The 14,473-nt window shown below is 70.7% G+C and carries 14 protein-coding genes and 1 pseudogene; 8 read left to right on the forward strand and 7 right to left on the reverse strand.

Annotation, left to right across the window (positions count from 1 at the left end; all coding sequences use genetic code 11):
- The first annotated feature begins 71 nt into the window (after positions 1 to 71).
- On the forward strand, positions 72 to 1,283 hold the full coding sequence (locus C3481_RS11325; RefSeq protein WP_023954885.1) for an alcohol dehydrogenase catalytic domain-containing protein: 1,212 nt from the start codon (positions 72 to 74) through the stop codon (positions 1,281 to 1,283).
- A 32-nt stretch (positions 1,284 to 1,315) separates the two neighbouring features.
- Here C3481_RS11325 and C3481_RS11330 read toward each other — a convergent pair whose 3' ends face one another.
- Together C3481_RS11330 and C3481_RS11335 are read right to left on the reverse strand one after the other, a co-directional pair.
- Entirely contained in the window at positions 1,316 to 2,965 is a 1,650-nt protein-coding gene (locus tag C3481_RS11330) for an amidohydrolase (RefSeq protein ID WP_103842377.1), read from the reverse strand.
- A 296-nt stretch (positions 2,966 to 3,261) separates the two neighbouring features.
- Positions 3,262 to 4,395, reverse strand: a pseudogene (locus C3481_RS11335) (MFS transporter); the annotation flags it as partial.
- Here C3481_RS11335 and C3481_RS11340 point away from each other — a divergent pair.
- Positions 4,394 to 5,323 (forward strand): LysR family transcriptional regulator, encoded by a 930-nt coding sequence (locus C3481_RS11340; protein ID WP_103842381.1) that lies wholly within the window; start codon positions 4,394 to 4,396, stop codon positions 5,321 to 5,323. The pseudogene C3481_RS11335 and the gene C3481_RS11340 overlap by 2 nt on opposite strands.
- Positions 5,324 to 5,397: 74 nt before the next feature.
- Entirely contained in the window at positions 5,398 to 6,093 is a 696-nt protein-coding gene (locus tag C3481_RS11345; RefSeq protein ID WP_023954879.1) for a HEAT repeat domain-containing protein, read from the forward strand.
- A gap of 53 nt (positions 6,094 to 6,146) precedes the next feature.
- Here the strand turns inward: C3481_RS11345 and C3481_RS11350 are convergent, their stop codons facing one another.
- Positions 6,147 to 6,965, reverse strand: coding sequence for a class I SAM-dependent methyltransferase (locus C3481_RS11350; RefSeq protein ID WP_036305870.1), 819 nt, complete (start codon positions 6,963 to 6,965; stop codon positions 6,147 to 6,149).
- Between the two features lie 40 nt (positions 6,966 to 7,005).
- On the opposite strand from C3481_RS11350, the gene C3481_RS11355 reads away from it, so the two are divergent.
- Positions 7,006 to 7,755 (forward strand): phosphoglyceromutase, encoded by a 750-nt coding sequence (locus tag C3481_RS11355; RefSeq protein WP_023954875.1) that lies wholly within the window; start codon positions 7,006 to 7,008, stop codon positions 7,753 to 7,755.
- Positions 7,756 to 7,819: 64 nt separating this feature from the next.
- Here C3481_RS11355 and phoU read toward each other — a convergent pair whose 3' ends face one another.
- On the reverse strand, positions 7,820 to 8,506 hold the full coding sequence (gene phoU / locus C3481_RS11360) for a phosphate signaling complex protein PhoU (RefSeq protein WP_023954873.1): 687 nt from the start codon (positions 8,504 to 8,506) through the stop codon (positions 7,820 to 7,822).
- A 171-nt stretch (positions 8,507 to 8,677) separates the two neighbouring features.
- On the opposite strand from phoU, the gene C3481_RS11365 reads away from it, so the two are divergent.
- A complete protein-coding gene (locus tag C3481_RS11365; RefSeq protein ID WP_023954871.1) occupies positions 8,678 to 9,886 on the forward strand; it encodes a cell wall metabolism sensor histidine kinase WalK in 1,209 nt (402 codons plus the stop codon).
- Entirely contained in the window at positions 9,883 to 10,566 is a 684-nt protein-coding gene (locus tag C3481_RS11370; RefSeq protein ID WP_064955011.1) for a response regulator transcription factor, read from the forward strand. The genes C3481_RS11365 and C3481_RS11370 overlap by 4 nt, the downstream gene beginning before the upstream one ends.
- 93 nt (positions 10,567 to 10,659) lie before the next feature.
- On the opposite strand, the gene C3481_RS11375 is transcribed toward C3481_RS11370, so the two are convergent.
- Positions 10,660 to 11,193 carry a hypothetical protein gene (locus C3481_RS11375; RefSeq protein WP_064955010.1) on the reverse strand — a complete coding sequence of 178 codons (534 nt, stop codon included), beginning with the start codon at positions 11,191 to 11,193 and terminating at the stop codon, positions 10,660 to 10,662.
- Positions 11,194 to 11,348: 155 nt separating this feature from the next.
- On the opposite strand from C3481_RS11375, the gene C3481_RS11380 reads away from it, so the two are divergent.
- Complete coding sequence (locus tag C3481_RS11380) at positions 11,349 to 11,831, forward strand: CarD family transcriptional regulator (RefSeq protein WP_023954865.1); 483 nt, start codon at positions 11,349 to 11,351, stop codon at positions 11,829 to 11,831.
- A gap of 22 nt (positions 11,832 to 11,853) precedes the next feature.
- Positions 11,854 to 13,035, forward strand: coding sequence for a 2-C-methyl-D-erythritol 4-phosphate cytidylyltransferase (ispD, locus tag C3481_RS11385; protein ID WP_103842383.1), 1,182 nt, complete (start codon positions 11,854 to 11,856; stop codon positions 13,033 to 13,035).
- Between the two features lie 3 nt (positions 13,036 to 13,038).
- Here the strand turns inward: ispD and C3481_RS11390 are convergent, their stop codons facing one another.
- Together C3481_RS11390 and C3481_RS11395 are read right to left on the reverse strand one after the other, a co-directional pair.
- Complete coding sequence (locus tag C3481_RS11390) at positions 13,039 to 13,521, reverse strand: GNAT family N-acetyltransferase (protein WP_023954861.1); 483 nt, start codon at positions 13,519 to 13,521, stop codon at positions 13,039 to 13,041.
- Between the two features lies 1 nt (position 13,522).
- Entirely contained in the window at positions 13,523 to 14,452 is a 930-nt protein-coding gene (locus tag C3481_RS11395; protein WP_023954859.1) for a DMT family transporter, read from the reverse strand.
- Positions 14,453 to 14,473: the final 21 nt, after the last annotated feature.

Raw genomic sequence — 14,473 nt, forward strand, 5'->3', positions numbered from 1 at the left:
TCACGCAACCGCCTCGTGCGGCATCCCTCCCGTTCTCTAGCGTGAGCATTCCCCTGGAGTGAGGAGCGAGCATGAAGGCAGTGGTCTGGCACGGCATCGGCGACATCAGGCTCGACGAGGTCGACGAGCCTCGGATCGAGGACGGGCACGATGCGATCGTCCGTATCACCCGCAGTGCGATCTGCGGCACGGACCTCCACTTCATTCGCGGCACGATGTCGGGAATGAGGGACGGCACCATCCTCGGACACGAGGCCGTCGGCGTCGTGACCGAGGTCGGCGAACACGTTCGCGGCTTCCAGCCCGGCGACCGCGTCGTGATCAACTCGACGATGTCGTGCGGCGCGTGCCGCTATTGCCGCGACGGGCACACGGCCCAATGCGACGTCGCCAACCCGAACGGGCCGCACGCCGGCACCTCGTTCTTCGGCGGCCCTGAGGCGACGGGACCTGTCGACGGCCTGCAGGCCGAGTACGCCCGCATCCCCTGGGCTCAGAACACGATGACGAAGCTGCCGGACGCGGTCTCGGACGATCAGGCGATCCTGCTCTCGGACATCTTCCCGACGGCGTGGTTCGGCGCGCAGCTCGCGGGGGTCTCCCGCGGTGACGTCGTCGTCGTGCTCGGAGCGGGGATCGTCGGGCAGTTCTCGGTCGTCTCGGCCTTCAAGCAGGGCGCCGGACGCGTCATCGTCGTCGACGGCGTCGCGGATCGCCTCGAGCAGGCGCGCACTCTGGGAGCCGAAGTGGTCGACTTCAACGACGACGACCCCGTGGCCGCTGTCATGGAGCTGACGAACGACATCGGCGCCGACTGCGTCATCGACGCCGTGGGGGTGGACGCCGAGCGTCCGGCTCGCGGTCCGGCAGCCCCGGATGACGACACCGCGGCGGGATTCGATGAGGAGGTCGCGCAGGTCGCGCCCGACATCGCGCCTCAGGGTGATCTCTGGCGACCGGGCGATGCGCCGTCGCAGGCGTCTCGGTGGGCGGTCGAGATGGTCGCGAAGTACGGGCGCATCGGGATCATCGGGGTGTACTCGCCGCTGGCCGAGGTCTATCCGATCGGGCAGGCCATGAACAAGAACCTCACCGTCCGGATGGGCAACTGCGACCACCACAGCGTCACGCCTCCGCTCATCGACATGGTCGCCGCCGGGGTCTTTGACCCCACGGCCCTCATCACCGCCCACGAGACGCTCGCCGGGGTCATCGACGCGTACGAGGCCTTCGACCGCCGCGAGCCCGGCTGGATCAAGGTCGCCCTCGACATCGGCGGCTGATCCGGCCGGGCGTCACCGCAGCTGCGGCACCATCACGACACGACGGCGCCGCGGTCGTGCACGAGTTCGCCTCCGACAATCGTCGCGCCCACCTGTATCGACGAGATACGCGTGGGGTCGACCTCGAGCAGGTCGTCGCTGAGCACCGCGAGGTCGGCGAGCATCCCGCGGCGAATGGTGCCCTTGACATGCTCTTCGCGCGCGGCGTAGGCGGAACCGTAGGTATAGGCCCGTAGCGCCTGTGCGGGGGATACCGCTTCGGCGGGCGCCAGCGGCACGCCGGCCGCGGTGCGGCGGTTGACCATGTCGTGGATGCTCGCGATCGGGTCGGGGTGCACGATCGGGGCGTCCGTCGAGCCGGGCAGCACGACACCGCGGTCGAGCCAGGTCCGCATGCGGTAGACCATGTCGGCCCGCTCGGGGCCGACCGCCGCGAGCAGGCCGTCGCCGGTTTCCGAGACGAACCGACCCTGCGGGCTCGGGATGAGGCCGAGAGCCACGACCCGGTCGATCTGATCGGGCCGCGAGACCCCGCAGTGCTCGATGCGGTGGCGCGGGTCATGGCGCGGAAACTCCCGCTGCGCGGCGTCGACGGCATCCATCAGCGCATCGAGCGCCCGGTCGCCGATGGCATGAGTCGCGATCTGCCATCCGTTGCGGTGCGCGTCGCGGATCATCTCGTGCAGCTGCGGTTCCTCCCACACGAGGAACCCGCGGTTGCCCGGGTCGTCGCTGAAGTCGCAGCACATGGCCGCGGTCCGTCCGATGAGCGAACCATCGCTGAGCACCTTGGTCCCGGAGATGCGCAGCCGGTCGTCGCCCAGGCCGGTGCGCGCCCCCAGGTCGAGGCCCCATCCGCTCTCGCCGCCGCCGATCGCGCCGAGGTCGTGCATGACGCGGATGTAGGGCATGGCATTGAGGCGAAGGCGGATGTCGCCGGCTTCGATGCCCTCCTGGTAGGCGCGCAGCTCGACGGGGCTCTGCCCGATCTGCCCCGGTGCCCCGATGCCGGGCTCGGTCACGGTGGTGATGCCGTATCGCAGGAGATCGGCCGAGGCCAGCCGGGAGCCCTCTCGGTGGGTTTCGAGCGTCACCGGCAGGAAGCCGCCGGTGACGAGTTCCTGCGCCCGCTCTTGAAGCAGGCCGTCGGGATGGCCGTCGGCGTCGCGCGAGACGTGCCCGCCGTCGATGTGGTGCGGCAGTGCGGCGGGGTCGAGGCCCATGGCCCGGAAGGCGGCGCTGTTGGCGACGCCCATATGTCCCGAGGTGTGTTCGAGGTAGACGGGGTTGTCGGGCGCGATGCGATCGAGATCTTTCAGGTACGGGTGGCGGCCGAGCTTGTTCTGGTCGTGTCCGCGCCCGAGCACCCACGCCCCGGGAGCAGCGGCGGCCACGACCGTCGCGATCGCCGCGTAGACGGCGTCGAGGTCGGGTTGTGCCGTGTGCGACAGGTCGAGTCGCAGCAGCTTCTGTCCGTGCAGGCTGAAGTGCAGGTGCGCGTCGTGGAAGCCGGGCACCGCGGGCGCCCCTCCGAGGTCGAGCATGCGGTCTGCGGTGGCGCCGTCGATCTCCTCATCGACCCCGACGATCCGCCCCGCGAAGACCCCGATCCGCGAGACCATCGGGCGCTCGGCGTCGCCGGTGCGGATGCGCCCGTTCTCGATGATCGCGTCGAGCCTCATGCGGACACCTCGCGCTCGCGCTTCTCCGCGGCGGCCGAGAAGCCGCTGCGGACCGTCACGCCCACGACACCGATGAGGGTGATGCCGATGAGGATGACGTAGAAGACCGCGATCCCGACCCAGCTCCCGCCGCCGATGTTCAGCGCGAGCTGGGCGAGCAGGGGAGTCGTGCCACCGATGAGAGTGGCACACAGCTGGTACGCGGCCGAGATGCCCGTGTAGCGGATGCGCACGGGGAACGCCTGGGCGAGGAAGCCGGCCAGAACGGCGTAGTAGCCAGAGGTCGGGATCATGACCGCCGCGAGAACCAGGAAGATGCCGAGCGGTTCGCCCGAGGAGATGACGAGGAAGGCCGGGAAGGCGATGGCGATCGCCGCGACGAGGCTGACCACCATGAACCGAGCCGTCCCGACGCGCTCGGCGATGCGCGCCGCGATCGGCTGCCAGGCGAACTGCACGAAGACCGTGCCGAGCAGGATCATCAGCATCGTCTGACGGTCGACGCCCAGCTGGGTCGTCGTGTACGAGAGCATGAACGTCGAGGTGAAATAGGCGCCGCCGATGCCGAGGCCGCACGCGAGCACGCCGACCAGCAGGGTGCCCCAGTGATGGCGCAGCAGCTCGCTGATCGGAATGCGGGGCACATCCGCATCCGACGCAGCCGCCTCGAACTCGGGCGACTCCTCGACCTTGAGGCGGATGAGCAGCCCGACGGCGACGAGCACGGCCGAGGCGAGGAAGGGCACCCGCCAGCCCCACGAGACGAAGGCCTCCTGATCGAGCAGCCCCACGAGCAGGAACGCGACGGTGGCGAGGATGCTGCCGACCGGTGAACCCTGTTGCACCCACATCGCCGACCGCACGCCCCGCCCCTTCTGCGCGCTCTCCGAGGCCATCAGGACGGCTCCGCCCCACTCGCCGCCGACCGCGAACCCTTGCGCGGCCCGCAGCACGATGAGCAGGATCGGGGCGGCCATGCCCCAGGCATCGGCCCCGGGGAGGAGCCCGATGAGGAAGGTCGCGACCCCCATGATCATGAGCGTGACGACGAGCGTGTTCTTGCGTCCGAGACGGTCGCCGATGTGGCCGAAGAAGAGTCCGCCGAGGGGCCGCGCGAGGAAACCCGCCCAGAAGGTCGCGAACGAGGCCAGCAGTCCGATGGCCGGATCCGCGCCGGGGAAGAACACCGTCGGCAGCACGAGAGCGGCTGCGGTTCCGAACAGGTAGAAGTCGTACCACTCGATCGAGGTGCCGACGAACGAGCCGAAGGCGGCGCGGCGGGCTTTGCGCTCATCGTGGAGCGCGGGGGCGGAAACGGTCATGGGGTCGGGTCCTCTCGTCTCGACGCAGCAGCGCCGTCCGGCCATGCTCCCGAGAGTCCGCCATGTTGTCGAATGATATTCGGGCATTGAGGTATGTTCTCGATGCATGGCAGACCTGTTCGCTTTCGCGTCTTTCGCCGCCGTCGTCGAGGAAGGCTCGATCTCGGCGGGGGCGCGTCGCCGCAGTATCACGCAGCCGGCGATGTCACGGCAGATCCAGCGGCTCGAGGATGAGCTCGGCGTCCGGCTGCTGGTCCGAGGGAATGGGCCGGTCCGCCCGACGCCGGCCGGTGCGAGATTTTACGATCGCGTAACCGACCTGCTCGCGCTCGCCGAGAACGTCGTCGGACGGACCAAGCAGGAGAGCGGGCAGACCCGGGCCATCCTGCACGTCATCGCGCCGTCGGCGACCATCACGTCGGCGATCGCCCCCTACCTCGTCGCACGCGGAGCGGACGCGCCGGTGCTCGATTGCGATGACGCAGACCCGTTCCGCGTGTTCGACCTGGCCGCCACGCGAGGCGCCGATCTTGGGATCTCGACAACGACGCCGCGGCCGGGGTGGCGTGGGCGCCGACTGTCCGCCGCGCGGGTGTGGGCTCACGTGCCGCGCGAGCACGACCTCGCGCGGCGCGCCGAGGTCGGCGTCGACGAGCTCGTGCGGCATCCGCTCGTGCTGCTGACGCCCAACAGCGCGGCGCGACGTGCCCTCGACCACGAGGTCGGTCGGGCCGGCCTCGCCTACGACGACCCCATCACGGTGCGGCAGCCGGCGATCGCGCGCGCGCTCGTGGCCGCCGGGCGCGGGGTCGCCGTGCTGACGGACGACCCGGCCCCGGGCACGGTGACGGTCCCGATCGTCGGGGCCGACGGATGCCTCGCAGCACAGCTGTACGCGGGATGGGACGCGGACGGACCGCGGGCTCCGCTCATCGAGACCGTCGTCGACGATCTCGCGGTCTTCCTCGCCGATCGCGGTCGCGGACGGGCGCGGCAAGCCGCGCGCCGCAGCCGCCGATCGGAGACTCCGGCCTGAGACGCCGTTGCGACATCAGTCGGATCCGCCCCCGAGGGCCGCCGAGAGTGTTCGATAGGGGAGGAGGAGCCATCATGAGCAACGACAGCACCGCGACCGACGACGACACACCGACGGCCGCTGATCTCCTGCGCCGTGCGCTCGGGTCGCCGAACGGATCCGAGCGGGTCCGCAGCGCCATGGCGGCGGGAACCTACCCGCGTCCCGAGTACGTGCCGGTGCTCGTCGAGCAGTGCGCGCACGAACCCGACTTCACCGTGCGCGAGACGCTGACCTGGGCCCTCACCCGACAGGACCGCGAGGCGACCCTCGACCGGGTGATCCCCGAGCTCGGGTCGCCGCTGCCGAGGGCACGGGCCCAGGCGCTCCACACGCTCTCGAAGATCCGCGACCCGCGGGCGTGGCCCGCGATCACGCGGGAACTGCTTCACGACGCGAACACCGACGTCGCCCGCACCGCCTGGCGGACGGCAGCGGGCCTCGCGCCCGAGGCCGAGCGCGGCGCCCTCGCGTCCGAGCTGGCCGCCCACTTCGGCCTGGGCCCCGACGACCTCCAGCAGAGCCTCAGTCGGGCGTTCGTGACCCTCGGCGAGTCGGGACGCGACGCGATCGACGCCGCGGCGGCCTCGGCGGAATGGAACGTCCGGTTGCACGCGCTTGCGACGGATCACCTCGTCTCGAACCCCGACGACGGCTACGAGGCGGCGGTCGCGGTCGCGCGCCGTGCCGCAGCGCGACGGGACGCCGCGGACTGGAACGACGACGCCTGACACCACTGCTCCGACCCGGGCGCTGACTCCGCGCACGGCGCGCCCCGCGAGCGTCAGCGGGGCGCGACGGCGCTCCACGGCACCGTGAACTCGCCCAGCCGCCACCGAGCGCGGTCGCCGAGGTCGAGCCCGCGCTCGGACATCGCCCCGAGAGCGGCGCGCCAGCGCTGGACCGGCCCGAAAGCGGATGCCGGCGCGGCCCGCTGCCACTCGTCGTCGAGTGACGACAGCAGCGCGTGCACCCGTTCGCCGGCGACGTTGCGGTGGATGAGCGCCTTCGGCAGGCGTTCGGCCGCGATCGCGGGCGAGTCGAGCCCCGCGAGTCGGAGCGAGATCGTGAGGCTGCGGGGCGCGGCATCCGGGCCCACCTCGACCCAGGTGCTCACGCGGCCGATCTCGTCGCACGTCCCCTCGACGAGCATTCCGTCGGGTGCGAGGCGCGACGCCATCCGGGACCACGCATCGGCGACATCCGACTCGTCGTACTGACGCAGCACGTTGAACGCGCGGATGATCGCGGGTCTGCGTCCACCCGGGACGGGCACCTCGAACCCGCCCCTCGCGAACCCGACGCGGGCATCCGGCGCGAAGGGCGTGCGTCCAGCGCGGACGTCGACGAGCTGGGAGCGCGCTCGAGCGACGCGGTCGGGGTCGATCTCGAGCCCGAGGACCTCGACGTCCCGGCGGGCGGGCCTCAGCCGTGCCTCCAGCTCGAGCGCCGTCACGCCGCTCGCACCGTAGCCGAGGTCGATGACCAGGGGGTCGGCGCATCGGCGCAGCACGGGATGCCGCGCGATCCAGCGATCGACGCGACGCAGGCGGTTCGTGTTGGTGGTACCACGGGTGGCCTGCCCGATATGTCCCGGGGCCATGCCCCCATGATCGCAGGCCCCGGCTCGGTAGACTCGAAGCATGAGTGCGCCGTACACGCTGATCCTCCTCCGCCACGGGCAGAGCGAGTGGAACAAGTCCAACCAGTTCACCGGCTGGGTCGACGTCCGACTGACCGACCAGGGCAAGGCCGAGGCCCAGCGCGGCGGTGAGCTGCTCGCCGAGGCGGGCCTGCTGCCCGACGTCCTCTACACGTCGGTCCTCAGCCGTGCCATCCAGACCGCTCAGATCGCTCTCGACGCGGCCGACCGCCTGTGGATTCCGGTCAAGCGCTCGTGGCGCCTGAACGAGCGTCACTACGGTGCGCTGCAGGGCAAGGACAAGGCGCAGACCCTCGCGGAGTTCGGAAACGAGCAGTTCATGCTGTGGCGTCGTTCGTTCGACGTGCCGCCGCCGCCCCTCGCCGACGACGACCAGTACAGCCAGGTGAACGACCCGCGCTACGCCGACATCGACGGCGAGGTGCCTCGCACCGAGTCGCTCAAGCTCGTCATCGACCGTCTGCTGCCGTACTGGGAGTCCGACATCGCCGAAGACCTGCGCGCGGGCAAGACCGTGCTCGTGACCGCTCACGGCAACTCGCTGCGTGCTCTCGTCAAGCAGCTCGAGGGCATCAGCGACGACGACATCGCGGAGCTGAACATCCCCACGGGCATCCCGCTGGTCTACAAGCTCGACGAGAACCTCAAGCCGCTCGGCCCGGGTGAGTACCTCGACCCCGAGGCGGCTGCGGCCGGTGCTGCCGCCGTGGCCAACCAGGGCAAGGCGTAAGCACGAGACGTACGAAGGGGCGGTGCCGATCGGCACCGCCCCTTCGTCATCGACCGGATGCCGGTCAGAGACCGCCGTCGTTCACGATGACGTTGATCGTCTCGGTGTCGGGGCGCCATTCGCCCGTCGCGAGGTAGGCCACGCGCTTGCCGACCGTGACGGCGTGATCGGCGAAGCGCTCGTGGTACCGGCTGGCCAGCGTCGCGTCGACGGTGGCGGCCGCCTCGCCCTGCCAGTTCTCGCTGAGGACCTTCTCGAACACGCTCAGGTGGAGGTCGTCGAGCCGGTCGTCGAGAGCGCGCAGCGTCTCGACCAGAGCGAGGTCTTCCGAGCGAAGCAGCTCGGTGAGGGTGCGCGCGACCTCGACGTCGATCTCGCCCATCTTGGTGAAGGTGCCCTTCAGGCCCTTCGGGATGGCGCGCTCGGGGAAGCGCATGCGGGTGAGCTGCGCGATGTGCTCGGCGATGTCACCCATCCGCTCGAGCGACGCGCTGGTGCGCAGTGCCGAGACCACGATGCGCAGGTCGCGTGCAACCGGCTGCTGGCGGGCGAGGATCTCGATGGCCAGCTCGTCGATCGCGATGGCCTTGTCGTCGATGACGGCGTCCGCATCGATGACTTCTTCGGCGAGGGTGATGTCGCTCGTGCCGAATGCACGCGTGGCCTTCTCGATCGCGACGGTCACCAGCTCGGAGATCTCGACCAGGCGGGCCTGGACGTCCTCGAGGGACTGGTGGAAGACTTCGCGCATCGGAGCACCTTTCCTTCTTGCGGAGACAGCACGACGCCGTACTCACGGCGACGCGATTGTCGCTCGACAAGGTTAACGAACGGTGCCGAGCCGATGAACATAGACCCGAGTCCGAGAAGGAACGGCCGAGACGCGATGGGCGGGCCCCGCGCCTCGTCCTAATCTGGAGGAATGAATCCGACGCAGCTCGCGCTGGTCGCCCTTCTCGGGGGCGTGTTCGTCGGCCTTCTCATCAGCGCTGTGGCCTTCCTGGCCTGGCGCGCCCGCGTGCAGGCGCAGGAGCAGGCCGACGGCGATCTCCCGGCCGGCGCGCGCGACGTGCTGGCCGCCCTCGATGAGGCCGCGCTCATCGTTGATGCGTCGTTCACCATTGTCGCGACGTCGCCGTCCGCCGAGTTGTTCGGCCTGTTCGAGGGCGAGACGGTTCCGGGTGACGAGCTGCGTGAGCTGCTGCGCTCTTCGCGCGGCGTGGCGCATTCCGAGACGGGCACGCTGCGGCTGCGCCGCGGGGTGGCTCCGGCGGAGCCGCGACTGATCGTCGCGCGCGCGAGCAGTATCACCCCGCGGTTCACCCTCGTGCTCGTGCGCGATATCACCGAGCGCGAACGGCTCGCGGAGATGCGGCGCGACTTCGTGGCGAACACGAGTCACGAGCTGAAGACCCCGGTCGGGGCGGTCACTCTGCTCGCCGAGGCGATCGAGTCCGCCGCCGACGACCCGGAACAGGTGCGCTCGTTCGCCAGCCGGCTGAGTGCCGAGGCCATGCGGCTCGGCAACCTGACCTCGCGCATCATGAGCCTGTCGCGTCTGCAGTCCTCCGACGAGCTGACGGAGCTGCGCGACGTCGCGATCGACGAGGTCGTCACGTCGGCGATCGAGACGCACGCGATCGCCGCCGAGTCGGCGGGCGTCGCCCTCGTGCGCGGAGGGGATCGCGGGCTGTACGTGCGCGGCGACGTGCAGGTGCTGAGCGAGGCGGTGGGGAACCTCATCGCGAACGCCATCGTGTACTCGCCGCCCGCCAGTCAGGTCGGCGTCGGCATCCGCGGCACGGGTGACACCGTCGAGATCGCCGTGACCGATCGCGGCATCGGCATCCCGGAGAGCGAGCAGCAGCGCGTATTCGAGCGGTTCTATCGCGCCGACTACGCCCGCTCGCGCCGTACGGGCGGCACCGGCCTGGGGCTCTCGATCGTCAAGCACGCCGTGCAGCGCCACGGTGGCGAGGTCCAGCTGTGGTCCCGTCCGGGACGCGGCTCGACGTTCACGATCCGCCTGCCCGCGATCGCCGCCCCCGATGGTGCGGCCGCGGCGCCGAGGAAGACCAGGAAGAAGATCGTCCGGGCGATGCCCGCCCGGCCCAAGGGAGACCCATCATGACTCGTGTCCTGCTCGTGGAGGATGAGCCCGACCTCGCCGACCCGCTGGCGTACCTGCTGCGACGGGAGGGCTTTGAGGTCGAGATCGCCGAGGACGGACCCGCCGCCCTCGAGGCGTTCGAGTCGCGCGGGGCCGACATCGTGCTGCTCGACCTGATGCTTCCCGGGATGCCGGGAACCGAGGTGTGCCGCATCATCCGGACGACGTCGAAGACGCCCATCATCATGCTGACCGCCAAGGACTCCGAAGTCGACATCGTGGTCGGGCTCGAGCTCGGCGCCGACGACTACGTCACCAAGCCGTACTCGTCGCGCGAGCTGCTCGCTCGCATGAGGGCGGTTCTGCGGCGGGCCGCGACGGCCGAGGTCGACGTCGACGAGCGCGTGCTCGCCGGTGGCCGTGTGACGATCGATCTCGACCGACACACGGTGGCCGTCGACGGCGGCGAGATCAACATGCCGCTGAAGGAGTTCGAGCTGCTCGAGGTCCTGATGCGTAACGCAGGCCGGGTGATGACACGCGGTCAGCTCATCGACCGCGTGTGGGGGAGCGACTACTTCGGCGACACGAAGACCCTCGATGTGCACATCAAGCGCATCCGCTCCCGCATCGAGACCGACCCGGGCCGGCCGTCGATGCTGCTCACCGTGCGCGGTCTCGGCTATCGCTTCGAGGGCTGAGCTCGCTCGCGGCGAGGAGGAAGCCACGAAGACGTGATGAGGGGCCCGGCGATCGTCGCCGGGCCCCTCGTTCGCGTCAGATGCGTCGGGCCGTCACGGGGTCGGAGTCGCCGACGGGGTGGGGGTGGCGGACGGAGTGGGGGTCGCCGACGGGGTCGTCGCCTCGAGCGGCACGTACTCCGTGTAGTAGGGGAGCGTGCCGTCGAGGACGGGCACGTCGATGCGCACGCCCTCGGCGTCTCCCGACTGGAACGACATCGGCAGGGTCGCGCCGGGCATGGTGTCGATGTCCTCGAGCAGGATCGGCTTGTTGCCGTCGACGCCCAGGCTGATGCTGTCGCGCGCCGGCACCTTCAGCGTGGTCGTGGTCTCGCCGAAGCCGAAGATGAGCGTGTGGTCCTCGTCGGTGGGGTTGACGATGGCGGCGAGGAAGTTGCCCGCGGTGCCGGATTCGTCGGCGATGACCATCGCGTTGCGGACGTCGAGCGGGCCGGAGGGCGGGATGTTCACGCCGTCCGAGGCGGAGAAGTCGATGGTCGTCGCCTGCGGCGAGATCATGCTGCAGCCGGTGGCCCCCAGGGTCAGGGCGGCGCCCACGGCAATCGAAGCGACGATTCGCAGTTTCACGGATCCTCCAGGCAGGCAGACGGGCGTCTTCAGAAGTCTAAGGGTGACGGGGCCGACGTGCCGACACCCCTCGGATGCCGCGGGGTATAAGCGGCGGCAAACCTTACTGTATGCCCCCTGTGTTATCCTGGATGTTGCCGAAGGGATATAACTCCATGCTTTTTGAGGTTGGCGAAACCGTCGTCTACCCCCACCACGGGGCAGCCACGATCATCGAGGTCAAGGACCGGATCATCAAGGGCGAGACGAAGAAATACCTGAAGCTCAACGTCACCCAGGGAGACCTCATCATCGAGGTCCCGGCTGACAACGTCGACCTGGTCGGCGTTCGCGACGTCATCGGCAAGGACGGACTCGAGCGCGTGTTCGACGTCCTGCGTGCCCCTTTCACCGAAGAGCCGACCAACTGGTCGCGTCGGTACAAGGCCAACCTCGAGAAGCTCGCCTCGGGCGACGTCATCAAGGTGAGCGAAGTCGTGCGCGACCTGTGGCGTCGCGATCAGGACCGCGGCCTGTCCGCTGGCGAGAAGCGCATGCTCGCGAAGGCGCGCCAGATCCTCGTGTCCGAGATCGCGCTGGCGCTCAAGGCCGACGAGGACCACGCTTCGGGCGTCCTCGACGAGGTCCTCGCCTCCTGAGTCCGTCTCGGCATCCGCTGCCGTGGGCATCATCCCCGTTCCGCGCGTCGCGGTCATCGTCGTCGCGGCCGGTTCCGGAACACGGCTCTCGGCCGGGGCTCCGAAGGCGTTCGTCGGGATCGACGAGCTCTCGATCCTGAGGCACGCCCTCGACGGCGTCGCCGCGGCACCGACCGCTCAGGTCGTGATCGTGGCGCCCGCCGGACGCGAGGGCGACGCCCGCACCGAGGCTGAGGCGGCATTCGGCGATCGCTCCGACCTCGTCTCGGTCGTCGTCGGGGGCCAGACGCGGCAGCAGTCGGTCGCCGCGGGACTCGCGGCCCTGTGGGCCGACGTCGAGACCGTCCTCGTCCACGACGCCGCCCGTGCGCTGACCCCGCCGGACGTGTTCGAACGGGTGATCGCCGAGGTGGATCGCTCGGGCGCCGGAGTCGTGCCGGTGCGCCCCGTCGTCGACACGCTCAAACGCGTGACCGGTGCTGCGGTCGACGAGGCTGTCGATCGCGCTCCGCTGGCCGCAGCGCAGACGCCTCAGGGCTTTCCTCGGGCACTCCTCGAATCCGCGTACGCCACGGCGGCCGAGGAGTTCACCGACGACACCGCGCTGTTCGCGGCCGCCGGTCACCCCGTGCACACCGTCGCGGGCGATGACCTGTCGTTCAAGATCACCACGCCCGCCGACCTCGACCGGGCGCGTCACCTGCTGCGGCCCACTGCGGCGTCGGCATCCGTGATCCCGCTGGTCGGCATCGGCACCGACGTCCACGCGTTCGGCGGCGAGGGGGCGCTGCGCCTGGCGGGACTGGAATGGCCCGGCGAACCCGGGCTTCGCGGCCACTCGGACGGCGACGCGGTCGCTCACGCCATCGTCGACGCGGTGCTCGCGGCCGCCGGCCTGGGTGACATCGGCACCCATTTCGGGGTCGACCGTCCCGAGTACGCGGGGGCCGCGGGCATCGTCTTCCTGCGGCGCGTGCGCGAGCTCGTGGCCGAGGCCGGCTACGCGATCGGAAACGTCTCGGTGCAGGTGCAGGCCAACCGGCCGCGGTTCGCGCCGCGCCGCGCCGAGGCCGAGGCGCTGCTGACGCAGGCGCTCGGCGCGCCGGTCTCCGTCGCGGCCACGACGACCGACGGGCTCGGGTTCACCGGCGCCGGCGAAGGGGTCTCCGCTACCGCGGTCGCCCTCGTCTACCGCACCCGCTGAGGCTCAGCGGGGCGCTGCCTCGAGGTCGCGCGTCATGAACACCGACAGCGGGTCGGGGGAGTAGTCGCCGAACGGCGGGCAGTACGAGAAGCCGGCGCTCTCGTACAGACTCCGCGCGGCGACGAAGTCGGGGCCGGAGCCGGTCTCGAGCCAGAGCGAGCGGATGCCGGCATCCCGGGCCTCCCGCTCGAGGTGCTGCAGCATCGCGCGCCCCAAGCCGCGCCCGAGGAACCCGTCGGCGACGCGCATGGACTTGATCTCCGCGCGGTCGCCGTCGAAAGCCCTGTACGCGCCGACAGCGGCGATCTCGTCTCCGACCCAGGCCGAGTACACCCGGACGGACGGATGCTGCAGCGCGGTCAGGTCGAGGGCGTGCACGCTCTCGACCGGCGTGTTGGCGAGCATGCCCGCGAGGTGGGCGGCGAGCAGACCGCGGGTCGCGGCGCCGGTGAGGTCGTCTCGGACGATCGTGACGGATCCCGCCATGTCAGGCCTCCACGGGTGTCGGGGCGGGGTTGCGGCGGGAGCGCGAGGTGACGGCCAGCAGCACGAGGCCGGCGGCGAGCACGGCGAGTCCCACGAGCGCCAGCGGAGCGAGGCGCTCACCCAGCAGGATGACGCCGAGCAGGCTCGCTGTCAGCGGCTCGGCGAGGGTGAGGGTGGCTGCGGTCGCCGCGCTCAAGCCGCCGAGCCCCCACGTGAACAGCGCGTACGCCAGCGCGACCGTCGCCACGCCCAGCCAGAGCGCCATGACCCAGCCGCGCGGCTCGGTGAGCCACCGCATGTCGGTCAACGGCAGCATCGCGGCGCCGCACACGGCTGCGCCGGCGCCCATCGCACCCGAGACGGTGAAAGCGTCCCATCCGCCGGAGATCAGCCGCCGCTGCGCATTGGCGATGATCGCGAACGAGGCACCCGCCCCCAGCGACCCCAGGACGCCGAGACCGTCGGCCCCTGCCGAGCCGCCGCCCGCGACGGCGAGCAGGGCGACTCCGGCCGTGGCCAGCGCCGTCGCGGTCATCCACGACGACGTCGGCCGCCGCCGTGTGAGGGCCCACTCCAGCAGTCCCGCGAGCACCGGGGCGGATCCGAGCGCGATGACCGTCCCCACGGCGACACCGTTGCGCGCCGTGCCGAGGAAGAACAGCGGCTGATAGAGCGCGAGGCACAGTCCGGTCAGCGCCATGAGGGCGACAGCGCGCGGACCTCCGACCGGGCGGATGCCGTCGCGCGCGATGCGAGCGCGCTGTCGGCGGGCACCGATCGACAGGCCGACGGCCGCGAGCGCCGTGCCCCCGACGATGAGGCGGGCCGCTCCGACACCGAGCGGCGTCGTGTCGTCGGGGCCGAGTGCCTGCGCGGTGCCGGTCGTGCCGAACAGCACCGCTGCGACGAGGACGGCGATCACGGGCAGCACCCTCCAGTTCTACCGCGTCTC

The sequence above is a fragment of the Microbacterium sp. Ru50 genome (assembly GCF_002920555.1).
GTDB lineage: Bacteria > Actinomycetota > Actinomycetes > Actinomycetales > Microbacteriaceae > Microbacterium > Microbacterium arborescens.